This window comes from Streptomyces sp. NPDC002138 (assembly GCF_040296485.1).
Taxonomy (GTDB): domain Bacteria; phylum Actinomycetota; class Actinomycetes; order Streptomycetales; family Streptomycetaceae; genus Streptomyces.
In genome coordinates this window covers 1-22779 of the sequence record NZ_JBEOXE010000097.1, presented here as the reverse complement: position 1 = coordinate 22779, position 22779 = coordinate 1, and the positions used below count along the sequence as shown (strand labels likewise).

14 protein-coding genes and 1 pseudogene are annotated in these 22779 nt (G+C 73.8%); 11 read left to right on the top strand and 4 right to left on the bottom strand.

The window, feature by feature from the left end; all coding sequences use genetic code 11:
• The first annotated feature begins 431 nt into the window (after window positions 1-431).
• The gene (locus tag ABT084_RS35255; protein WP_351053125.1) at window positions 432-1214 is read left to right on the top strand and encodes a peptidoglycan-binding domain-containing protein; all 783 of its coding nucleotides are present in this window, start codon (window positions 432-434) and stop codon (window positions 1212-1214) included.
• Window positions 1215-1410: 196 nt separating this feature from the next.
• Here the strand turns inward: ABT084_RS35255 and ABT084_RS35250 are convergent, their stop codons facing one another.
• Window positions 1411-2151 carry an SDR family oxidoreductase gene (locus ABT084_RS35250; protein WP_351053122.1) on the bottom strand — a complete coding sequence of 247 codons (741 nt, stop codon included), beginning with the start codon at window positions 2149-2151 and terminating at the stop codon, window positions 1411-1413.
• Window positions 2152-2291: 140 nt separating this feature from the next.
• Between ABT084_RS35250 and ABT084_RS35245 the strand changes: the two genes are divergently transcribed.
• From ABT084_RS35245 to ABT084_RS35215, 7 genes are all read left to right on the top strand, one after another.
• On the top strand, window positions 2292-3746 hold the full coding sequence (locus ABT084_RS35245) for an ATP-binding protein (RefSeq protein ID WP_351053120.1): 1455 nt from the start codon (window positions 2292-2294) through the stop codon (window positions 3744-3746).
• Window positions 3743-4837, top strand: a complete 1095-nt coding sequence (locus tag ABT084_RS35240; protein ID WP_351053117.1) for a tetratricopeptide repeat protein — start codon at window positions 3743-3745, stop codon at window positions 4835-4837. The genes ABT084_RS35245 and ABT084_RS35240 overlap by 4 nt, the downstream gene beginning before the upstream one ends.
• A complete protein-coding gene (locus ABT084_RS35235) occupies window positions 4834-5937 on the top strand; it encodes a tetratricopeptide repeat protein (protein WP_351053114.1) in 1104 nt (367 codons plus the stop codon). Before ABT084_RS35240 ends, ABT084_RS35235 begins: the two co-directional genes overlap by 4 nt.
• A 178-nt stretch (window positions 5938-6115) precedes the next feature.
• Complete coding sequence (locus ABT084_RS35230; RefSeq protein WP_351053111.1) at window positions 6116-6592, top strand: hypothetical protein; 477 nt, start codon at window positions 6116-6118, stop codon at window positions 6590-6592.
• Window positions 6593-6725: 133 nt separating this feature from the next.
• Complete coding sequence (locus ABT084_RS35225) at window positions 6726-9290, top strand: glycoside hydrolase family 3 C-terminal domain-containing protein (protein ID WP_351053108.1); 2565 nt, start codon at window positions 6726-6728, stop codon at window positions 9288-9290.
• A 49-nt stretch (window positions 9291-9339) separates the two neighbouring features.
• A complete protein-coding gene (locus tag ABT084_RS35220; protein ID WP_351053105.1) occupies window positions 9340-10416 on the top strand; it encodes a LacI family DNA-binding transcriptional regulator in 1077 nt (358 codons plus the stop codon).
• Window positions 10417-10663: 247 nt separating this feature from the next.
• Entirely contained in the window at window positions 10664-11446 is a 783-nt protein-coding gene (locus ABT084_RS35215) for a YoaK family protein (RefSeq protein ID WP_351053102.1), read from the top strand.
• A gap of 70 nt (window positions 11447-11516) precedes the next feature.
• Here the strand turns inward: ABT084_RS35215 and ABT084_RS35210 are convergent, their stop codons facing one another.
• From ABT084_RS35210 to ABT084_RS35200, 3 genes are read right to left on the bottom strand one after another with little or no spacing between them, the layout of a single operon-like run.
• Window positions 11517-13526 (bottom strand): RICIN domain-containing protein, encoded by a 2010-nt coding sequence (locus ABT084_RS35210; RefSeq protein ID WP_351053100.1) that lies wholly within the window; start codon window positions 13524-13526, stop codon window positions 11517-11519.
• Window positions 13527-13572: 46 nt separating this feature from the next.
• Entirely contained in the window at window positions 13573-16026 is a 2454-nt protein-coding gene (locus ABT084_RS35205) for a trypsin-like serine protease (protein WP_351053097.1), read from the bottom strand.
• Between the two features lie 44 nt (window positions 16027-16070).
• Complete coding sequence (locus tag ABT084_RS35200) at window positions 16071-16583, bottom strand: hypothetical protein (RefSeq protein ID WP_351053094.1); 513 nt, start codon at window positions 16581-16583, stop codon at window positions 16071-16073.
• A 418-nt stretch (window positions 16584-17001) separates the two neighbouring features.
• On the opposite strand from ABT084_RS35200, the gene ABT084_RS35195 reads away from it, so the two are divergent.
• The 3 genes and pseudogenes from ABT084_RS35195 to ABT084_RS38105 all read left to right on the top strand — a co-directional run.
• Complete coding sequence (locus ABT084_RS35195; protein ID WP_351053093.1) at window positions 17002-20349, top strand: ALF repeat-containing protein; 3348 nt, start codon at window positions 17002-17004, stop codon at window positions 20347-20349.
• 280 nt (window positions 20350-20629) lie between these two features.
• Entirely contained in the window at window positions 20630-22516 is a 1887-nt protein-coding gene (locus tag ABT084_RS35190) for a DNA/RNA non-specific endonuclease (RefSeq protein ID WP_351053091.1), read from the top strand.
• 34 nt (window positions 22517-22550) lie between these two features.
• Window positions 22551-22779 (top strand): annotated as a pseudogene (locus ABT084_RS38105) (hypothetical protein); the annotation flags it as partial.

Genomic DNA, 22779 nt, shown 5'->3' with positions numbered 1-22779 from the left:
CTGCCCAACGGCCCTGGCGGGCCGCACCGGGCTCCGCCCGGACCCGCGCCTCAAACGCCGGCGGGGCTGGATGTGGCCCTGGGTTGAGATGGCGGGGCTGCGCCTTAAACGCCGGCGGGGCTGGATGTGGCCCCGGGTTGAGATGGCGGGGCTGCGCCTTAAACGCCGACGGGGCTGGGTGTGGCCCCAGGGGCGGGGATGGCCGGGCCGCGCCTGAAACGCCGGCGGGGCTGGGTGTGGCCGGGGCTGGCGGTGGCGGGGTGGGGCTCGGCCCTGGCGAAGGGCAAACCCGGGGTCGCCGCAGCGGGCCGCGGGCGGAATCGGCCCGGGTGAATGGCTGGTTCCGGACCCGGCGTCGGGGCGGGGGCTGGTTCGCGCTACTTTGACCGCGGGGGCCCGCCCCCGATTGCTGTCCCTGCCAGGAGACGACCGTGCCCCACCACCCCGATGAGTCCGGCCCGGTCTTCGACGACCGGCTCCTCGTGCGCCCCTACGTCGCCCGCGGCGGACGCCCCCGCCGCACGACCCCGCGCCGCCCGGGCGCCCCGGTCTGGCCGCAGCACGGCTCCGGGCTCGGCCCCGGCCCCGGCCCCGCGGAGCCGACCGTAGCCGCCCCCGCCGCGCACCCGCTCCCCGCGCCCGGCACCCGGCCAACCGGTACCGAGACCGCCGCCGGGCGGCGTGAACACGGCACGCGCAACGCGCTCGTGGTCCTCGGCCTCCTCGCCCTGCTCACCACCGGGACCCTGCTGGCCCTGCTCCACTCTCCGCCCGAGGCCCCGCCGCGCGCGGTCAGACCGCCCGCCGCGAGCGGCCCGGGACTCCTGGCCCGCAACCCTGAGGCCGAGGACCCGGCCGCGTCCTCGACCGGGTCCGTACACCCGTCTGTGCCCGCCCCGTCGGCCTCCGCCCCGGCCGTTTCCGGGGCCACCCCCGCCCCGAGCCGCCCGGCGACCTCCGGCCAGTCGGCCGCCCCCCGTGCCACGGCCCCCGCCCCGGGCGACGGCACCCTGCGCCCCGGCGATTCCGGGGCCGGCGTGCGCGCCCTGCAGGAACGACTCTTCGCGCAGGGGTTCACGTACGTCTCCCCCTCGGGCGTGTACGACGAGCAGACCCGGCGCGGCGTCAGCCAGTTCCAGAGCGACCGGAGCCTGACCGGCGACCCCTCGGGCATCTACGGCCCGCGCACCCGCGCCGCGATGGAAGGGCGCTAGCTAGTGCCGCGTCAGGCAATGTTCGCCCCGTCGCGACGCCCGGCACGTGCTCTCGCCGCACCGGCCGAAAGCCCAAGTACGTCCAGTACGAGCGCTTCCGGCCGGCACGCCGAGAGCACGCACCGGACGCCGCTCCTTTACGGGCAAACGTTGCCTGACGCGGCACTAGGCCGACCCCTGGGCCGGCCCGAGCACGTCACCGGCCGCCGGACACCCGCAGCACCGTGCCCGTCGTGTACGACGCGTCGGCGGACAGCAGCCAGGCGATCGCCGCCGCCACCTCGGCGGCCTGCCCCGGGCGCCCGAGCGGGATGCCCGGGCCCGAGCGGGCCGCGCGGTCCGGGTCGCCCATGGCCGCGTGCATGTCGGTGTCGATGATGCCGGGGGCCACGGCGTTCACCCGGATCCCGTCCGGCCCGAGTTCCTTGGACAGACCCACTGTCAGGGCGTCGACGCCCGCCTTGGTCGCCGCGTAGTGGACGTAGTCCCCGGGCGCCCCGAGGGTGGCGGCGGCCGAGGACACGTTGACGATCGCCCCGCCGCCCGAGGCGGCCATGTCGCGGGCCGCCCGGCGGCAGCACAGCAGGTACCCGAGCAGGTTCACGTCCAGCACCCGCCGCAGGTCCGCGGTGCGCGCGTCCGCGAGCCTGCCCAGGGGACCCGTCACCCCGGCGTTGTTGACCAGCCCCGTCACCGTCCCGAGTTCGGCCCGCGCACGGTCGAACAGCCGGTCCACGTCGGCCTCCACGGAGGTGTCCACGCGCACGGTCACGCACCGGCCGCCCGCCGCGCGCACCTCGGTCGCGGTCGCCTCGGCGGCCACGGCGTCGCTGACGTACCCGAGCGCGAGGTGGTGACCGGAGGCGGCCAGGCGCAGGCAGGCCGCCGCCCCGATGCCCCTGCTGCCTCCGGTGACGACGGTGACCGGAACTGCCATGTGCTGCCTCCAGCGGGACGGGGTCCGCGAGCCGCCGGACCGCGACTCGTACGCCCCATGATCGCCTGCCGCGCGAGGGGACCCTCCGTCAACAGGGGCCGCGTTTCGTTACATCGGGGTTCACTCCATAGGGTGAAGCCATGTCCGACGAGTCCCCCCTGATCCGGAGCCTGCGTACGGCGGTCGCCGCCGCACCCGAGGACGTCCCGCTGCGCCTCCACCTCGCCGAGATGCTGCTGGCGGCGGGCCGGGCCGAGGCCGCCGTCGCCGAGGCCGCGGTGGCCCTCCAGCACGCGCCCGCGAACGCGGACGCCCGCGCCCTGATGATCCGTGCGATGGGCCTGCCGCCGACGGGGCCCACGCCCCCGCCCGCCACGCCCGCGGCCCCCGCCACGCCCCCGGCCCCCGCCACGCCCGCGGCCCCCGCCACGCCCGCGGACCCGTCCGCACCCGCCTCCGCACCCACCTCAGACTCCGGCTCCGCTTCCTCCTCGGCCCCGACGGATCCCGACGAGCCCGCCACCCCGGCCACGCCCCCCGCCGGACCGCCCGCCCCCGCCCCCGGCTTCGACTGGGCCGCCGCGGAGCAGGACCTCGGCGGGGTCGTCGGCCCCCGCTTCGTGGCCGACTCCGGCTCCGCCGGGGACGCCCGCGAACGCCCCCTCACCGCCGACGGCATGCACGACGGGGACGACGGGGACGACGCCTCCCCCTGGGACATCGACGCGCCCGGGACCGTACGCCTCGCCGACGTCGGCGGCATGCAGGACGTCAAGGACCGCCTCGAAGCGGCCTTCCTCGCCCCCATGCGCAATCCGGAGCTGCGCAAGCTCTACGGCAAGAGCCTGCGCGGCGGCCTGCTCCTCTACGGCCCGCCCGGCTGCGGCAAGACCTTCATCGCCCGCGCCGTCGCGGGCGAACTCGGCGCGAGCTTCATGTCCATCTCGCTCTCCGACATCCTCGACATGTGGATCGGCCGGTCCGAGAAGAACGTCCACGACATCTTCGAGACCGCCCGCCGCCAGGCGCCCTGCGTGGTCTTCCTCGACGAACTGGACGCCCTCGGCGCCAAGCGCAGCCGTACCGCCCACAGCGGCCTGCGCAACGTCGTCAACCAGCTCCTCACCGAGCTGGACGGAGTCGGCAGCGGTGCCGACGAGGGCGTCTTCGTCCTCGCCGCCACCAACGTCCCCTGGGACGTGGACATCGCCCTGCGCCGCCCCGGCCGGCTCGACCGGACCCTGCTCGTCCTGCCGCCGGACGCCGCCGCCCGCGAGGCGATCCTCCACTACCACCTGCGCGAACGCCCCATCGAAGCCGTCGACTTGGGCAAACTCGCCAAGGTCACCGAGGACTTCTCCGGCGCGGACCTCGCCCACGTCTGCGAGACGGCCGCCGAGACGGCGCTGCTCGACTCCGCCCGCACCGGCACCGTGCGCATGATCGGCATGAAGGACCTGCTGTCCGCCGCGAAGCAGATCCGCCCCTCCAGCGAGCCGTGGTTCGCCTCCGCCCGCAACGTGGCGATGTTCGCGAACGACGGCGGCATGTACGACGACCTGCTCGCCTACCTGAAGAAGAAGCGGAAGCTGTGACCGAGCAGCACACCCGCCCTCCTCGCCAGGGGCGGGACCCGCTCGCGGAGCAGGGCATGGCCCTCGTCGACGCGGGCCGCGCCGCCCGGGCCCTGGAAGTGCTCGGGCGGCGCCTGGCCGACGACCCCGAAGACCTGTTCGCCCGGGTCTGGTTCGCCCGCGCGCACTTCCAGCTCCGGGACTACCAGCAGGCCTACGACGCCACCGCCGAGGTGCTCGTCCGCGACCCCGAGTACTACGACGCCTACTTCGTCCGCTCCTTCTGCCTGCGCCGGGTCGGGCGCTACGCGGACGCGCTCGACATGATGGAACGGGCCGTCCGGATCAACCCGGACAACTGGCTCGCCCGCGCGGGCCGCGCCGAACTGCTGATGCTGGCCGACCCGCAGCGCCCCGACGAGGCCTGGGAGGAGGCGCGGGCCGCCGCCCGCCTGGGTCCCGAGGAGCGGTGGGTCGGCGAGGTGCTGCTCTACGTCGCCACCGAGACGGGGCGCGAGGAAGCGGCCGCGGAAGCCCGCAAGACCCTGCTCGGCATGGATCCGTCCAACACCTTCGCCGTGCCGTACCTCGCGCGCCGCGAGGCGGACAAGCCCGGGACCAGCGCGGCGCGGGCCGCGGACACCTTCGCCGCCGCGCTGGCCGCCGTACCCGGGTCGGCGGACCTGCGCTCCGGACTCGACGCCGCCGTCTACCGGATGCTGCGCGGCACCCGCTGGCTCGCCCTCGCCTGCCTGGCCATCGCCGCGGCCGCCCTCGACGTCTTCCCGACCGACGGCGAGCAGCCCAAGGCCCTGCCGCTGCCGATCGGGATCCGGCTCTGGGCACTCGTCCTGATGGGCGCCGTCTGGGGCTTCGGCGCCTGGCGCCGCTACCGGCGGATGCGGCTCGGCGCCCGGCTGAGCGTGCGCCCCCTGATCGCCCGCGAGCCCTGGGCCCGGGTGGTGCTCGCCCAGGCGGGCTGGGCCACGCTCGCCGCGGTGCTGCTCGCCGTCGTCCCGTGGAGCGAACGGGGCGTGCCGCAGGTGGTGTTCTGGACCGGGCTCGTCCCGGCCCTGGTGACCGTCCTCCACGACCGGAAGAAGATCGAATGAGCACCGACGCGGCCCACGCGGAGCGGGCCGGCGACGGCGGCGGCCTCGACCGCGCCGACGCGCTGCACGATCTCGGCCGCTTCGAGCAGGCGGCGGCGCTCGCCGGCGTCCACCTGGCCGAACACCCTGACGACGTACGGGCGTTGATCCTGCTCGCCCGCTGCCGCCGCTCGCTCGGTGATCCGGTCGGCGCGCTGGAGAGCGTCGACGAAGCCCTGCGCGTCGCACCCGACGACACCTACGCCTGGCTCGTACGGGTCGACACCCTGACCAAACTGGGCCGGTTCGCCGAGGCCGAACAGGCCGCACACCGCTGCATCGCGCTCAGCCCGCACTTCTGGGGCGGCCACCACTGCCTCGCGGTCGTCCTCGAACAGAGCGGGCAGCGCGGCCGCCGCCACGAGGCGTACCTCGCCGCCCGCCGTGCCACCGAGCTGGAACCCGAGGCCCCGGCGGCGCACTTCATGGTCGGCCTGCTCGCCCACCGCCTCGGCGACCGGGCCACCGCCCGGCTGGCGTACGAGACCACGTTGCGCCTCGACCCGGAGAACAGCGAGGCCCACAACAACCTGGCCACGCTGCACATGCGGCGCAGCTGGTTCAGCCGCGCCGCCTGGACCCGCGCCGCCGAAGGCTTCGTCGATTCGGCGGCGCTCGACCTGGAGGACCGGCACGCCCGGTTCAACCTGGAGACCATGGCCTGGGGGCTCGTGGCCGGGGCGCGCTGGCCCGCGCTGATCGGATTCATCCTGGCCATCGGTTTCCAGGTTCCGGAAGGCGGAGACCTCACGCGCACCCTGGCGGGCGCGGCAGCGGTGACCGGCCTCTGGACGGCCTGGGCGCTGTGGCAGCGCGGCAAGATCTCCCCGAGGCTGCGGCGACCGATGCTGCTGACCGCGCGCAGCTGCCGGCCGGTCATCGCGATGGCCGTGCCGGTCGTGGCGATGGGGCTGTACTCGCTGGTCGTCCTGGCGCTGCCCGGCCTCGGAGCCGGGCTGCTGGGCGCGCTGGCCGTGCCGCTCTTCTGGGGGCTGATCCTGACGTACTGGATCAGCCGCGCGGCGCTGAACCGGCGCTCGCCGGGGCGGCGCGGGCAGTAGGCGGGGCGGGGCCTGTGGCCGGGGGCCTGCGACCGAGGGCCGGGCGTCCCGGGTCGGCGGCGACCATGATCGAGTCGACACGCGTCGACGGAGGTCCGTAGCATCGAACCCGCGTCATTCGCCCCATAGTGGGTGTTTTCGCTCCACATGGGGGAGTCCGTCACGACGGGAGTCCAATGTGAACGCCACACCGAGTGACCTGCGCGCCTCGCGTAGCCCGCGTGGTCTGCGCGGCCCGTACGGTCCGCGCGGTCGCCGCGTCCGGATGGCCGCCGTCGGCGCCCTGTCCGCGGCCCTGCTGGCGGCCGGAGCCGTCGGTACCGTCGCCTCCGCGGCGACGAACGCCAAGCCCACCCCTTCCGCCTCGCAGTCCGCCGCCGCCACCGTGACGCTCACGGCGACCCCGGCCACGGTGAAGACCGGCGGCAAGGTCAGCTTCACGGGCCGCACGAAGGGCGTGCCGATCGGCACCAAGGTGGTGCTGCAGCACAAGTACGGCGCCAAGTGGACGACCCTGCGGGCGAGTACGACCGTCAAGCAGGGGAGCAGCTTCGCCCTGGACAGCACGTTCCGGGACAAGGGCAAGGAGGAGCTGCGGGTGATGGTCGGCGAAGCCGTGTCGCCCACGGTGACGGTCACGGTGACCGGCGGCTGACCGATGCGCCTGACCGATGCGGCTGATCGGCTGAGCAACACCCTCTGTCGTCAAGCCCGTTGACAGGCTCCGGCGGGGCTCGGGATCATCTGGGAGAGCGCTCTCCCAGATGATCCGACGTGAAGGGGCCCGCATGCGCGGCGGTGGTGACGACGAGGAACGGCTCGCGGACAAGCTGGACATGGCGCGCAGGGTCCGGCTGCTGACCGGCTCGGACGCCTGGCGGACCCACCCCGAACCCGCCGTCGGGCTCGCGCAGTTGGTCTTTTCCGACGGGCCCGCCGGGGTGCGCGGTCCCGGCTGGGACGAGCGCGACACCTCGGCCCTGCTGCCCTCGGCGAGCGCGCTCGCCGCGCTCTGGGACGAGGACCGGGTACGCCGCCTCGGCGCGCTCCTCGGCGACGAGGCCCGGCGCAAGGGCGTCCACGTCCTGCTCGCGCCCACCCTCAACCTGCACCGCAGCCCGCTCGCCGGACGGCACTTCGAGTGCTTCTCCGAGGACCCGCTGCTCGCGGGGCGCACCGGGGCCGCGCTGATCGAGGGCATCCAGTCCCGCGGGGTCGCGGCGACCGCGAAGCACTACGTCGCCAACGACTCCGAGACCGGACGGCTGACCCTGGACGCACGGATCGCCGAACGGGTGCTGCGCGAGCTGTACCTGGCGCCGTTCGAGGCGGCCGTGCGGGCCGGGGTGTGGCTGGTGATGTCGGCGTACAACGGGGTCAACGGCACGACCATGACCGAGAGTTCCCTGCTCGCCGAACCGCTGAAGGGGGAGTGGGGCTTCGACGGGGTCGTGGTCTCCGACTGGGGCGCGGTCCGCTCGACGACCGCCGCCGGGTCCGCGGCCCAGGACCTCGCGATGCCGGGGCCCTCCGGGCCGTGGGGCGAGTACCTCGTCCGGGCGGTCCGGTCGGGCCTCGTCCCGGAGCACGCCGTGACCGACAAGACCCGGCGACTGCTCCGACTGGCGTCCCGGGTGGGCGCGTTGGGCGCCGCGCCCGCCACCGAACCGTCGGGGCCCGCCGGGTCCGCCGGGTCCGCCGGGTCGGCCGGGTCGGCCGGGTTCGCCGGGTCGGCAGAACCCACCGCGTCGGCAGGACCCACCGCGTCGGCAGGGCCCGCCGAGCCCGGTCACGAGGCCCGGCGGCTGCGGGGCGAGGCCGCGTTGTTGCGGGATGTCGTGGCGAGGAGTGCCGTGTTGCTGGAGAACCGCGGGGTGCTGCCCCTCCAGCCGGAGCGGCTCGGCAGCGTTGCGGTCATCGGGGGACACGGGCACACGCCCCGAGGGCAAGGGGGCGGCAGTGCCGAGGTGTTCCCCCGCCGCGTGGTGAGCCCGCTGGAGGGGATCCGGGCCGCGCTGCCCGCGCGCGTGCGGGTCGTGTACGCCCCGGGTCCGGCGCTGCACGAGGCCGGGGCGGTGCCCGTCGGGCGGGGGCTGGCCCGGGATCCGCAGACGGGTGAACCGGGCGTGCGGCTGCGCGTCCTCGACGAGCGGGGGGCCACCCTGCACTCGGTGCGGCAGCCCTCCGGCCGGGTGCTGGAGCCCGAACTGCCTCCCGGATCCCACACCGTCGAGCTGACCGCCGTACTCCGTCCGGCCACCAGTGGCACCTGGACGCTCGGCCTGGGCGGCTTCGGCCAGATGCGGCTGACCATGGACGGGGAGGTGCTGCTCGACGGGGAGTTCCCGGCCGAGACGGACGACCCGGCCGTCGTGCACGTCCGCCCCCCGCTGCGCACCGCCCCGGTCGAGCTCACCGCGGGCCGGGACGTAGGGGTGCGCGTACGCCGCCGGCTCGCGCCCGGCACCGGCCGGGCCACCGTCCTGGCCGCCGCGCCGCCCGCCCCGGATCCGGCCGCGGCGCTCGCCGAGGCGGTGGCGGCGGCCCGCGCGGCCGACGCCGTGGTCGTGGTCGTCGGCACCACCGACGGCGCCGAGTGCGAGGGGCGCGACCGCGCCGACCTGCGGCTGCCCTCGCCCCAGGACGAGCTGGTCCGCGCGGTCCTGCGCGCCAACCCGCGCACGGCGGTCGTCGTCAACGCGGGCGCCCCCGTCGAGCTGCCCTGGCGAGCGGAGGCGGGCGCCGTACTGCTGTCCTGGTTCCCGGGACAGGAGACGGGCAACGGCCTCGCCGACGTCCTCCTCGGCCGCCGTGAACCGGGCGGCCGCCTCCCGACCACCTGGCCCGCGGTCCTCGCCGACGCCCCCGTCCGCGACACGCGGCCCGCCCCCGACGGCCAACTCCCTTACGAGGAGGGCCTGCACATCGGCCACCGCGCCTGGCTGCGCAGCGGCGCCACGCCCGCGTACTGGTTCGGGCACGGACTCGGTTACACCGACTGGGCCTTCGAGAGTCTGATCCGCAGTGCGCGCCGCCACGAACCGCCCATGGATGCGGCCGAGTTCGCCGTGATCCTGCGCAACACCGGTGGCAGACGCGGCCGTCAGGTGGTCCAGCTGCACCTGTCCCGTCCCGGCTCGGCGGTCGACCGTCCGGTGCGCTGGCTCGCGGGCTGGGCCGCGGTCGAGGCCGACCCCGGCGAGTGCGTGACGGCGTTGGTACGGATCCCCGCGCGGGCCCTCCAGTACTGGTCCCCGGCGGCCGGGAGCTGGGTGACGGAACCGGGCGCGTACGAGGTCCTGGCCGGCCCCACCGCGGGAGACCTCCCGCTCCGGACGGTGCTCGACGTGTAGCGCGCGGGCCGCGCCGGGTCCGCGCCGGGCCGGGGGATACAGTGCCGCCATGGACACGGGGCGGCGCACGGGCGCCAGCGGGGGCGCGGCTGCGGGAACGGGCGCCGCGCCGACCCTGGAGGACGTCGCCCGGGCCGCCGGGGTGTCCCGCGCCACGGTGTCCCGCGTGGTCAACGGCATCCGGAACGTGGACCCCGCCATCCGGCAGGCCGTCCAGCGCGCGGTGGACGCCACCGGGTACGTGCCCAACCGGGCCGCCCGCTCCCTGGTGACCCGGCGGGCCGGTGCGGTCGCCCTGGTGGTCTCGGGGGCCGGGACGGACGCGCCGGACGCCTTCGCGGCCCGGGTCTTCCAGGACCCCTTCTTCGGCCGGGTGGTCGGCGGGGTGGTGCGCGCGCTGCGCCCGCGCGGGGTGCACCCGGTCCTGATGTGCGCGGAAACGGACGCCGACCGCGCCCAGTTGGCCACGTACCTCGCCCAAGGTGGCGCGGACGGCGCGCTGTTGGTCTCCACCCACCCGCACGACCCGCTCCCGGGGCTGCTGGCACGGGCGGGGCTGCCCGCCGTCCTGTTCGCCCGGCCCGAGCCGGGCGTCCCGCTGCCGTCGGTGGACCTGCGGCACCGGGACGGGGGCGCGCTCGCGGCGGGGCACCTGCTGGCGGGCGGCCGCCGTCGCATCGCGGTCATCGCGGGGCCTGGCGACGTACCGGCGAGCCGGGAGCGGGTGGCGGGCTGCGCGGATGCGCTGGGGGAGGCGGGCCGGCCGCCGCTCGCCGTCGCCGAGGCCGACTTCACGGTCGAGGGCGGTGAAGCGGCCATGCTCCGGCTGCTCGCCGAACACCCGGACCTGGACGGGGTGTTCGCGGCCAACGACCTGATGGCCCAGGGCGCCTGCCTGGTGCTGCGCGAACACGGGCGCCGGATCCCGGACGACGTGGCGGTCGTCGGCTTCGACGACTCCAGCGCGGCCACCGCCTGCCGCCCGCGGCTGACGACCGTGCGCCAGCCGGTGGAGGACATGGCGGCGGAGATGGTCCGGCTGCTGCTCGACGGGATCGGGGCCGCGGGCGCCCCCGGTGCGCCGGTGCTGTTCGAACCGCAGCTGATCGTCCGGGACTCGGCCTGACCCTGGGAGAAGTGCGGCAGGAAGTGCTCGCCTCGCCGGGCCGTCCGACCGCTCACCGGGCCGCTGCTCCCGCCGCCCCCCCCGCCGGTCGGGGGCGGCGCGTCTCGTGCGGACGGGCCTGTCGCCCCCGACGCGCCGCGCGGATCGGTACGATTCCCGCGAACCGGACGACCGGTCGTCGCGCCGGCTTCCGCTCCCCGCGGCGCCGCGTGAGCGGGCCGGCCGCAGAGCCCGAGGGAGTGCGCGCATGGAGCCCGACCCGCCGCCCGCCGCACCGCCCCGTGCCCCCGCCGCGGCACGCCGCGGGGTGCTGCACGTCCTGGGCGACCTGCTGTTCCCGCCCGGCCCGGCGACCGGTTCCCCGGGCGGGGGAGGGAGCGCGGGGGCGGGGAACCCGCACGGGGGGCTGCCCCCGCTGCTGATCGTGCTGACCTTCGTCAGCGGGCTGGTCGACGCGGTCAGCTACCTCGGACTCGATCACGTCTTCGTCGCGAACATGACCGGGAACGTCGCCTTCCTCGGCTTCGCCCTCGCAGGCGACCGCTCCCTGTCCGCCGAGGCTTCGGCGGTGGCCCTGGGCGCCTTCCTCGCCGGGGCGCTGACGGCCGGTCGGCTGCGCAGTGGGGAGCGGCCCGCGGGCCTGGCGGGGCCGCTGGTGGCCGTGCAGGCGGTCCTCGTGGGCGCCGCGCTCGCCACGCGGCAGAGCGGCGGCGGGCAGCTCGCGGTCATCGTCCTCCTGGCCCTCGGAATGGGCCTGCAGAACGGCGTCGTGCACCGGCTCGCCGTGCCCGACCTGACCACCACCGTCGTCACCCGGGCGCTGACCGGCCTCGCCGCGGACCGCTGGGGCGCGGCCTCGGTACGCCGCCTCGTCACCGTACTGACTCTGCTCGCCGGGGCACTGGCGGGCGGCGCGCTCACCCTCGGGGGCGACCCGCGGGCCGCCCTCGCCCTCGCGACCGCCCTGCTTCTCGCCGTCGCCCTGAGCGCGACCCTGACCACCCGGACGGCCGACCGCCCGCTGCGATGACAGGGCGGCCGGCCGTGGGTCGACGTACCCCCGGGGCCTGCCCGGGGGTACGTCCGTTGACAGGTTCCGTTTACAGGTACCAGCTCTGCGTCGCGTAGGACGCGTCGGTCGAGTGCGTCCACTGCTGGGCGGGCGCCCCGTTGTCCGTCCGGGAATCGCCGATCTCGAGGGTCTTGCCGCTGTTCACGTTGGTGATGTCCAGGCTGACGGTCAGGCCGGCCTGCTTGATCGTCCACTGCATGGTGGGAATGTCGTAGCAGGTGTACTGCTGCGCGCGGGCCCCGTTGTCCTTGCTGGAGTTGATGATCTCCAGGCACTTGCCGCTGTTGACGTTGACGATCTGGTAGACGCCCGCGGTGGCGGTCGGGCGGAACTCCCACTTCGCGCCGGGCTGGGCGCCGCAGGACCACTGCTGGGCCGGAGCGCTGTTCTCCTTGCTGGAGTCGGTGATCTCCAGGCACTTGCCGCTGTTCGCGTTGCGGATCTGACCGCCCGCGGGCAGGGGGAGCGGCGAGGGCCAGGCGTTGGTGCCCGCGGCGACCGCGCCCTGACCGTTGCCCCTGTAGAGGCTGAAGCGCTGCTGGTTGCTCCACAGGCCGCCGAGGTCGGCCTTGCCGTCGCCGTTGAAGTCGCCGGACAGCATCACCGGCATGTTGTTCCAGCCGGCGTCGGGCCACATGGACACGCCGGAGTCCAGACCGCCGGCGGTGTTGCCGCTGTAGCGGCGCAGGGTGCCGTCGGAGGCGATGGCCACGACGTCGTCGCGGCCGTCGTTGTTGAAGTCACCGGTGGTGATCCTCTGGATGTTCAGCCAGGTGGTGTCGGGCCACATCTTGCGGCTCTGACCGTCCAGAACGCCGTCCGCGCCGGTGGAATAGGCGTACAGGGAGCCCTTGGCGTCCCCCGTGCCCCAGACGGCGAGGAGACCGTCACGGCCGGAGCCCGCCGCCCGGTACCGGTCGAGCTGGCGCATCGCGTCCCAGTTGGTGCCCGCGTCCGCCCACATCGCCTTCCCGCTCGCCAGGCTGCCGTCCGCCTGTCCCGCGTACAGGCGCAGGGCGCCGTCGCTCCAGACGGAGGCGATGTCGGTGATCCCGTCGCCGTTGAAGTCACCCCCGATGATCTTCTTGGCCGGGGCCCACGAACCGTCGGCCCGCCACAGCGGGCGGCCGTACTCGAACGTGCCGTCGGGACGGCCCGCGAAGGTGTGCAGGTTGCCGTCGGCGGTGACCGCGGCGATGTCGCCGCGCCCGTCACGGTTGAAGTCGCCCGTGGTCATCACCCTGGTGACGCTCGGCACCAGGCCGGGCAGCCGCACCGCGGGAGTGGTCCTGCGGACCTGGTCGACCCAGGCCGCCACGTCGTCGACACGGACACCGATCGCGCCGGTGCGCGTCTCGGCCGCGTCCATGCCCAGGCACCCGCCTTGCCAGGAGCGGGAGTTGATGCCCGCCAGCTCGACGCCCCCGTCCTTCTGGCGCAGCGCGGGGCCGCCGGTGTCACCCTTGCAGACCACCGCGTCGCCCGACGCGCCCAGACCCAGCGCGCCCGCGTCGACGGAGGTCACGGAGAAGACGCCCGTGTGCGCCTTGTCCGGAACCCACTGCGTCTTCGTCCGGCCGAACCCCAGTGACGTGAGCTGCTCACCGGGCGCGGGGGCGGTGGTGGAGACCTTGACGGGGTCCACGCCGACGACCGGCCAGGCGAGTTTGACCATGACCAGGTCCCGGTCGGCGTGAGGGGCGAGCTCCACGGCCTCGACGGTGGTGCCGGTGGGCTGCGTGAGATCGGTGCGGCCCACGGTCACCGTCGTCTTCGCGGCGGGTTTGCCGGCCGGGACGGTCGCGGAGCCGTCACGGAAGCAGGACGCGGCGGTGATCACCCATTGGGCGTCGACCAGAGCGCCCGAACAGGACTTCTTGTCATCGATGGTGAGCTTCGCCGCGAAGGCGTAGCCGGTGGCGGGGGCGTCGCTCCCGTTCAGGGCCGCGGCGGGACCCGCGGCGAGCAGGCCGCTTCCCACCGCTGTGGTGGCCAACAGGGCGGCAGCCCACGCCGAGCGTGAACCGTTGCGAGACATGGAGCTCCTCGTGGTGTGGGAGAAGTGAGCGCTACGACCGGACCGGTCAGCGGGTGGCCGTGGCGGTGAGGTCGGTCGGCGCGGTGAGGGTGCCGGGAACCTGACGCCATGCGGTCCACGTGCCGAGGGTGGTGTCGAGGGTCGTGCTCCGGACCGTGCCGTCCGCGCCGATGGCGTGGACGTGGACGTTGCCGGCGGCGGCGGTGCTGGACAGACGGGTCAGTCCGGCGCCGCCGATCCTGGTCCAGGACGGCTTGAAGGCCCCCGCCAGGTAGTCGCCGGCCTGGCCGTACAGGGCCCCGTCGGCGCCGATGACCTGGATCTGGACGGTGGCTCCGACACGGGAGACCGTGATGTCCTTGGCGCCCGTGATGCCGCCGGGGACGTCGCCCCAGGCGCTCCACGTCCTGCTCCGGGTGTCCAGGTCACGGCCGTGGACCTTGCCGCCCGCGATGCCGTAGAGGCGGACGTAGGGGCCCGCCTTCACCGAGGTGAGGCCGGTCAGTCCGGTGAAGCCCGGGACGGCGGTCCACGTGGGGTCCCAGTGACCGGCGTTGTAGTCGCCGACCTGGGTGTGGAGGTCGCCGTTGATGCCCACGATCTGCACGTACAGGACGTTGTCGATCATGGTGGCGGAGACGTCCTTGACGCCCACGGCGCCCCCCGGCACCTCGCCCCAGCTGCCCCAGACCCCGGTGGACGGGTCGTAGGCGCGGTCGTAGACCCTGCCTCCCGCGACGCCGACGTAGCGGATCGCGCCGCCGGTGTCGACGCTGGTGAGGCGGGTGACCGGAAGGCCGGCCCTGTCGTTCCACCGGGCCTCGAAGGCGCCGGTGGCCAGGCTGCCGCTCTGGAGGGACAGCGCGTTGTCCGCGGTCGCGGCCAGCGTCACCCTCGAGGGGGCGGCCAGGATCGCGGCGGAGACGTCGGTGGCGCCGGAGAGCTCGCCCCCCAGTTCCCGGAGCGTGCTCCAGGTGCCGGTGACGGTGTCGAGCCGGGCGTTGTCGATCCTGCCCGCGGCGTCGCTCGCGTAGAGCTCGACGGTGGCGCCCGAGGGGGCGCTCGTGACGTTCGTCAGGCCGGCGCCGCCGACCCTGGTCCACAGGTCGTTCCAGTGGCCGGCGTCGTAGTTGCCGACTTGGGTCCACAGGGCGCCGTCGCCGCCGACGATCTGCACCTGGACGTTGTTGCCGACCAGGCTGGAGGCGATGTCCTTGACCCCGGAGGCCCCACCGGGGACCTCGCCCCACGGCGTCCAGGTGTTGCTGCGGGTGTCGAAGTCGCGGCCGTAGACGCGTCCGTCGGCGACGGCCTGTACGCGTACGAGTGGACCGGCGGGCACGCTGGCGACGCGGGTCAGCCCGGAGGCTCCGACCGCGTCCCACACGGTGTTCCAGTGACCCGCCCGGTAGTCGGCGACCTGCGTGTGGAGGCCGCCGTCGGCGCCGACGATCTGCACGTGGACGCTGGAACCCACCAGAGAGGCGGCGATGTCCTTGGCACCGGAGGCGCCGCCGGGCACCTCGCCCCAACCGGACCACCGGCCGTTGGCCGCCAGATCGAGGTCCTGGCCGTAGACCCGGCCGTCGACGATCGCGTAGGCGCGCACCGTGTCGCCGTCACGGACGGTGGCCACCCGGGACACGTCCTGGCCGTCGACCTTGGCCCAGGCCGGGCCGTACTCCCCGTACCCGAGGTCTCCGAACCGGGACCACATCGCTCCGCCGCCGCCGGCCAGCAGGGACACCTGGTTTCCGTTGCGCGGGGCGGTGATGCCCTGGATCCAGGGGGCGAGGTCGTCGGTGCGGGCCGCGATGGCGCCCGTACGGACTTCCGCCGGGGCGGTGCCGAGGCAGCCGCCCTGCCAGGAGCGGCTGTTGATGCCGACGAGTTCGCCTGCGGCGTTGAGGAGCGGGCCTCCCGTGTCGCCCTTGCAGAGGACATCGGCGCCCTTGCCGGTGATCGAGAGGGTGGTCGCGTCCGCGGAGTCCGCGGTGAACGCGCCGGTGTGGGCCTTGCCCGGGACCCACTCCGTCCTCGTCCGGCCGAAGCCGACGGCGGCCAGCTCGGCCCCGGCCGGGGGAGCGGTGGCCGCGAGCCGGGCGGGAGCGATGTCGGTGACGGGGGCGGCCAGGCGGGCCAGGACCACGTCACGGTCGGTGGCGCCGGCCGAGACCTCCACGACGTCCCGGGTCTGCCCGGAGAGTGTGGCGGTGGTCTTCAGTGCGGGCTTCCCGGCCGGGACCGGGGTGCCGGGGGTGGTGGCCAGACAGCCGGCGGCCGTCAGGATCCAGCGGGGGTCGACCAGGACCGCGGTGCATCCGCGGCCGGGGGACGCGTCGCCGATGTCCAGTTTCGCGAGGTACGGGTACCGGCCGGCGGCGGTCTCCGGACCGGCGACGGCCTGGGCGGGCGCGGCCGACAAGAGGCCCGCCGCGAGGGCGGTGGCCGCGACGAGGGGACCGCTTAATCGCGCGGGGCGGCCAAGAATTGCAGGCATGGACTTCTTTCGTAGCGCGGCAGGTGACGATTCCCGGACCGTGGTCACTTGGCCGTCCTGATCTCCAGGAGCATGAAATCGCGGCCCTGCTCGTCCGCGGTCTCTCCGACGGCCGTCCAGGTGTTCTTTCCGACGCTGAACGTCTTCTCCTCGCTGCCGGTGGACATCTGCACCTGGGCCGCGTAGTCATTTCCCTTGACTCCGAAAACGGCCGGAATCTCCAGGCTGAGGTATCCCTTGTTCCCGGTGACCCGGAAGCAGATCTTCTCATTTGCGTGGGAGAAGACTTCCATCAGCTCGGGTGCACCCGTGCATTCGGCGAGGAGTATGTGGCCGTCCCCGCTCTTCAGCTTGATCTTCTGTTCGGCGAGAATCTTGTCGGCGTTCGGGTAGGCGCCGTCCTCGATCGCGTAGCCCGGGCCTTCGTCGGCGATCGACTGCGCCGCGACAACATCCTTAGGGGATGTGCCCGTTACTCCGCCCAAGGCGACCCAGGCCAGAGCCCCGGCGGCCAGAGCCGCGCCGGCGATCCGCAGGGTCGTGGTGCGTGCCTTCATGTTCGTCCCCCATGTCGATTCAGGTGGTCCGCGACCGCGCGAGCGCGGGGCGCGAGGGAAAAGGAAAGCCCAAGAGGGCGCGTGCGCGTGAAATACGGCGTCACTTTTCCGGTGGCTGACGATCATCTGCATGAAACCAAGGCGAACGCCTTCCGGCCAACGGAATAAAAGTCCACATACCGGCACATCTTCTCCATCCTGGGCGTGACGTGCGCCACTCTCCAGAATGGTTGTAACGGTTTTCCGAAAATCTATGGTCGAGATCCGGCCATCTTTCGGATTTATTGCGGGCCGGGTTCCGGCCAGCTGTTTTTAAGGTGTGCGTGCTGCATATGGTCGGCACGTTGCCGCCCGATGGAGAAACCCGGGCGGGTTTCATTCTCGAGCTCGAGCAATCGCTGATCAGAGAGGTTCTTCCGTGCAGGAGACATTTTGGAGCCGGCGCCGCTTCGCGACCGCCGTGGCGGCCGGGATGGCAGCCGTCTCGACCCCGCTGTTAGTGACGACCCCGGTCCGGGCGGCAACCGGTACGGACGCCCCGGCCGGCGACGCATTGGCACTTCCGGATACGGATCGGGCCAAGGTCGTCAAGGCATGGATGCTGGGCGGCCGTTCGGCCAGGCAGGCGGCCGCGTACGCCCTCGCCGGCACCGATCAGGAGATCACGGCCTTCCTCCTCGAGCAGTTGCCGAAAGCGACGCGGATCGACAGCCGGGTGGCCGCGTTCACCTACTTGGGATACGGGGGCAAGAGCGTCCGCAGGGACGTGACCGCGGCCCTCAACGGCGGCGACGATTCGATATCCGCGTTCGTCAAGGACGGGTTCCGCCCGTCGGTCACCGAAGACATGCGGGTCACCACCCTCAGCGTCATGGCCAACGGCGGCAAGAGCATCAAGCGGGAGGGCAACACCGCGCTCAACGCCGGCACGGACGCGGCATTGGAGCAGTTCCTGCTCACCGGCCAGTACAAGGCCCGGCTGGAGGACGCGCGGGTGGAGATCGTCCGTGGCCTGGCCACGGCGGGCCCGGAGCTCACGAAGTACGCCAACCGCGCCCTGAGCGGAACGGCCGACGACGTGCAGTGGTACCTCGACACCGGGCAGCACATCGCGCGGGCCCGGGACCAGGAGGCCGCCACCATCGGGCAGTTGCTCGCCATCGTCGAGCGCGAGAGCGCGCGTGCGCGGGAGCAGACCGATCTGGCCGTCGAAGCCTCGGCGCGTGCGACGGCAGCCGCGAGCAAGGCCAAGGAGTCGGCCGAGAAGGCCGCCGCCGAAGCCGAGCTGGCCCGGGACGACGTGCGCCGGTCCGCCGACGCCGCCCGGCAGGCCGCCACCGCCGCGAGCGGTGCGGCCTCCGCCGCCCGTACGGCCATCAACGCCTCGTCCGCCGCGGTCCAGGCGTCGCAGCGCGCGTCCTGGGCAGCGACGGCCGCCTCACAGGCCGCCGCCGCGGCCGGATCGGCGGCCACGCGCGCCTACAACGCCGCGATCGCCGCGTCGAAGGACGCGTCGAAGACCAGTGAGGCGAAGGACGCCGCACTCGCCGCCCGGGACGCCGCCGCGAAGGCGAACTCCGCGGCCAAGGCGGCCGAGGACGCGGCCACCGCTTCCGAGCAGTCGGCCGGCGCCGGCCTGGCCGCCGCGGACGCGGCACGCGACGCCGCGGCCGCCGCCAGGGCCTCCGCCCAGGCGGCCGAGGCCTCCGGCGCCGCCCAGGGCGAGGCGGCCGAGGCCAAGCGCCAGGCCGATATCGCCTCGAGCGCCGCCAACCAGGCGACCAACGCGGCCTCCACGGCCCAGGCGCTGGCCTCGACGGCCGCGCGGTGCGCACGTACCGCGAACAGCGCCGCCAAGTCCGCGGCCGTGCACGCCGGGAAGGCCGCGGACGCTGCCGAGAACGCGGTCAGGTACGCGGGTCAGGCCATCGACTTCGCGAACAAGTCCACCGAATACGCCGACGAGGCGGTCAAGGCCGCCAACCTCGCGACCCAGGCCGTCGCGGACGCGATCCTCGTGGAGAAGAACGCCCGCGACGCCGAGGCCGCCGCGCTGGCGACCGACAAGCTGCAAGGCATGAAGGAGGCCGCGCAGCTCGCCGTGCTGGACAAGAACGAACGCGCGGCCAACCTGAACAAGCGCACCCAGGCCCAGCAGACCGCGCAGGCCACCAAGGACCTGATCGCCAAGGCGGAGCAGGCCCTCGGCAACGACGACCTGACCGCGGCCGCCGTCCTCGGCCGCCAGGCCGCCGTCGCGCTGCTGGACTCCAGCGGCACGTGGACCCGTCAGGCCGCCCGCTTCGCGCTCGCCGGGTCCGACTACGACGTCCACTCCTGGATCGACCTCGAGCGGCAGCTCGCGCAGTCCCAGGACGACCGCGAGACCATCCTCTTCATCGCTCAGGTCTCCGAACCGGCCGTCGCCAGGGCGGCGTTCCAGGCCCTCGCCGGCGGCACCCCCGCGGAGGGCGACTTCAACACAGGCGGTGTCATCCGGTCACGTGCCGACGACAACAGGGTCAACATCCTGAAGATCCTGAACTCGAATCCCGGCGCCGCCGTTGCCAAGGCCGCCAACGACGCGCTCAACAAGAACACCCCGGAAGCCCTCCAGAAGTTCTTCGACGAGGACCTGCCCAAGGCCATCGAAGAGGACGACGCCGTCAGGACGATGAAGGTCATCGCCAGCGGCGACGCGTACTCCAAGGCGTACGCGGAGGTCGCCATGTCCGGCCCCGCGTGGATGCGCCGGAACTTCGTGGAATCCGTCCAGCACCGAGCGGCCCAGCTCGACTACGACTCCCTCAGCCACGCCGCCGCCATGCAGGCGAGCATCGCCGCGGCGGCCAAGGTGGCCCAGGAGGCGCAGAAAGCCGCGGCGCTCGCGTCCGAGGTCGCGGCAGTGGCCCGGGACGCCGGCCAGAAGGCCCAGGAGTGGGCCCAGAAGGCGGTCGATTCGGCGAACCTGGCCCAGGGCTTCGCGGACAAGGCCCGTCAGCACGCCGACGCCGCGGACAAGTCCGCCGCAGACGCCCAGGCTTCGGCGAACAAGGCCAAGGACGCCGCCGCCACCGCCCAGAGCGCCTCCCGCGCGGCCAACCATTCCGCCAACCGCGCCGTCGACGCGGCCCGCAGCGCCCAGGCCTCCGCGTACAGCGCCCAGACCTCCGCCGCCAACGCCCACCAGGCCGAGCTCGCCGCGGGCAGGGACGCCAAGAGCGCCGCCAACGCCGCCGCCGAGGCACGCCAGATCGCCGCGGACAAGCGGACGGCCGAGGTGCGGGAGGCCGCGCGCGTGGCGGCCGAGGAGGCGCAGAAGAACCGCGACGCCAACCGCAACCCCTCCGACACGACGAACAACGACACGGTCAACCCCAAGGGGAGCCAGCCCGGCAAGGACGAATGGTGGAACGACGCCAAGTGGTGGGCTGACACCGCCGACAAGGTGAGCACGGCCGCCGGGCTGCTCGCGGCCGGATTCGCCGTCTCGTGCGTGTTCTTCCCCGCCGCGCCCGTTCTCGGCAGCATCGCCGCGATCTGCCTCGGCGTCTCGGTCGTGGCCGCCGGCGTCAGCGCGATCGCCAGCGGGATCGAATACGGCTTCACCAGCGGTGAGTTCGTGTCTTCCGCCGGGCGCGCGGCGCTGAGCCTGGTCACCCGGGGCGGCGGGAAGGCCGCCACCTCCGTGGCCAAGCCGGTCGTCCGCACGGTGGAGAAGGCCGCCGGGGCCGCCTCCAAGCTGCTCTACGACCTCTGCTCCTGACGGGACCGGCGGGCGGTTCGACCGCCGGTGAATCGTTTCCGCAGGGGAACGCGGATCGCACCACGGATCGCACCAGGGATCGGAACACCCGATCCGGTCATGACGCACCGCCACTGACGGTGCGTGCGCGTGACGTCGTACGTCCCGCTCCGGGCGGGGGAAGGCGATACGGCCCGACGCATCGCAGGGCCCGCCAGATCTCGCCCGGGGCGACTTCCTACAGAGAGAAGACATGATCTCACCACGCTGGAGACGCATACTTCCCGGTCTCCTCCTCGCCATGAGCCTCACCGCGGCGGGCACCGCCGCCGCCGACGACGGCCGGGCAGCTGCCCCGGCCACCCCTGACAAGGCGCCGGTGGCGGTGGCCCCCGGCAAGATCCAGCCCGTCACCGTGACGCCCGGGGAGAAGTGCGAGCCCACGCCCGCCGGTTCCCGCGAGCGCAAGGCGGGCGCCGTACGCGCCTGTGTCACCACGATCGCCGCGCCGGAGACCCCGAACAAGCGGCAGGGCCGCGCCGCCGCCCCGTCGGCAGCCCCGGCCGCCGCGGCCGACACCGGGGGCTGCTCGCTGGTGGTGCCTTCCGGGAACTGGTACCACAACCGCTTCACCTACTGCGTGCGCGGCGTGACCGTGATCTACACGCTCAGGAACACCAACGGCGGCGTGCTCGGCACGGGCACGCTGGACGTGTCGACCAGCGCCGTCCTGCCCGCCAAGGGCACGACGTGGATCGAGCTCGTCTCGGTGACCATGACCAAGGCGACCGGTGACGTCAAGGCGCTGAGCCTGAGGTGGAAGGCCGGCTGTTCGGCCGGTTGCAAGGTCACCAAGTCCCCCCGGTGGACGAACAAGACCATCGTCCAGGACCAGGTCTTCAACGGGGACGTGGGCTACGAATCCACCCCGGCCCCCGGCGCGAAGCTCGACTTCAACACGACGTACGAACTGTTCGTGTCCTCGCCCGGTGCCCAGATCACGGACCCGAGCGCGTCCTGGAGCAACCCGGAGAAGATCCGCTGCGACGACGCCGTCCGGGACACCGCCACCACGGGCACGCCCGACCCCGGCTGTGTCGTGCCCAGTTACATGCCCGTCGTCAAGATGAGCGACCAGCAGAGCCCGTCCGGCGCGGGGGCCGCGGCGGCCGGCTACCTGTGGGCCCAGAGCAACCTCCCCGACGGCTGGGGACGCGCCAAGCCGCTGACCCGGGCGAAGGGTGACGCAGCGGGCCGGGCGGCCCGGACCTGCGGCACCTTCCAGGCCCGCACGGACCTCGTGCCGGGCGACGCCTGCGCCGACTTCCCCCTCTCCGCCACCCGCGAGGGAGGCGTCGACGGTGCCCAGTGCGCCGAACTCCTCCCGCGGCACAGCGCCGGCGGGTGGGTGGTCGACGTGCTGGACGGCGGCGCCGGCAGCACCTGCGCGCGGTCCCACGTCCCGCTCGCCGACCGTCAGGTCGGGGAGAGCCAGCTCGCCGATGGCTTCGAGAGCCAGCGCGTGGTGGAGGACGAGCGGTTCAACCTCGAGATCTCCGGTTCGCTCACCGAGCCGCTGGCCGTCTGCCGGCAGAACGCGCCGACGGATTCGCGACTCTCCGGCAACGGATGGATCAGGAACACCAGCCAACCGGTCGCGCACGTCAACAAGACCGTCCCGACCAGCCCGTCCGGTGTCCGGGCGAGCGTGGCACAGGCTTGCCTGGGCACGGTGACGGGGGACGGCAGTTCCGCGTCGGGGGACATCACCGGCTGGGACGACGCCGAGTTCTTCCGCAACGCCAGCTCCTCCACCGCCGGGCTGGCCCGCTGTCACCTCATCGCCAACGTCCTCGGTGGTAAGGGCGCGGTCCTGGACGGCGGACAGATCAACCTCGTCCCCTGCTGGCAGTCCGGCATGAACACCGGATCGCCCAGCATGCGGACCTATGAGACCGTTGCCCAACTGGCGGTGCGGCCCGTGGTCAAGGGCGGCATCCTCGGGCCGAACGACGCGATCTTCTACGAGGTGACGCCCGACTACCAGAACGCCGACAGCACGATTCCCGTGGGCGTCAGGATCACTGCCAGGATCGAGCGTTCGGATGGAACGACGCAGCCACTCTTCCCCGATGTCTCCATCCCGAACACCTACAAGAACACCGGAACGCTGAACATGGGGAACTAACCCCGTTCGATACGTGCCATCGGGAGCCAGAAAGATGAGCCGAACCACCCCACCGCGACCGGTCGACGTCACCGCGGTCTTCTCCGAACTGGCCCCGCTGGCGCGCACGGCGACCCGGTTGCATCCGCGCCCCGGGTCGCCGACACCGCACGACAGCTCGGTCGGGGGGGGCCCGGGGGGGGCCCCCCCCCCGCCCCGGGCCCCCCCCCCCGCGGGGGCCCCCGGGGTGGCACCCCGCGCCCAAACACCCCCCCGGCGACAAA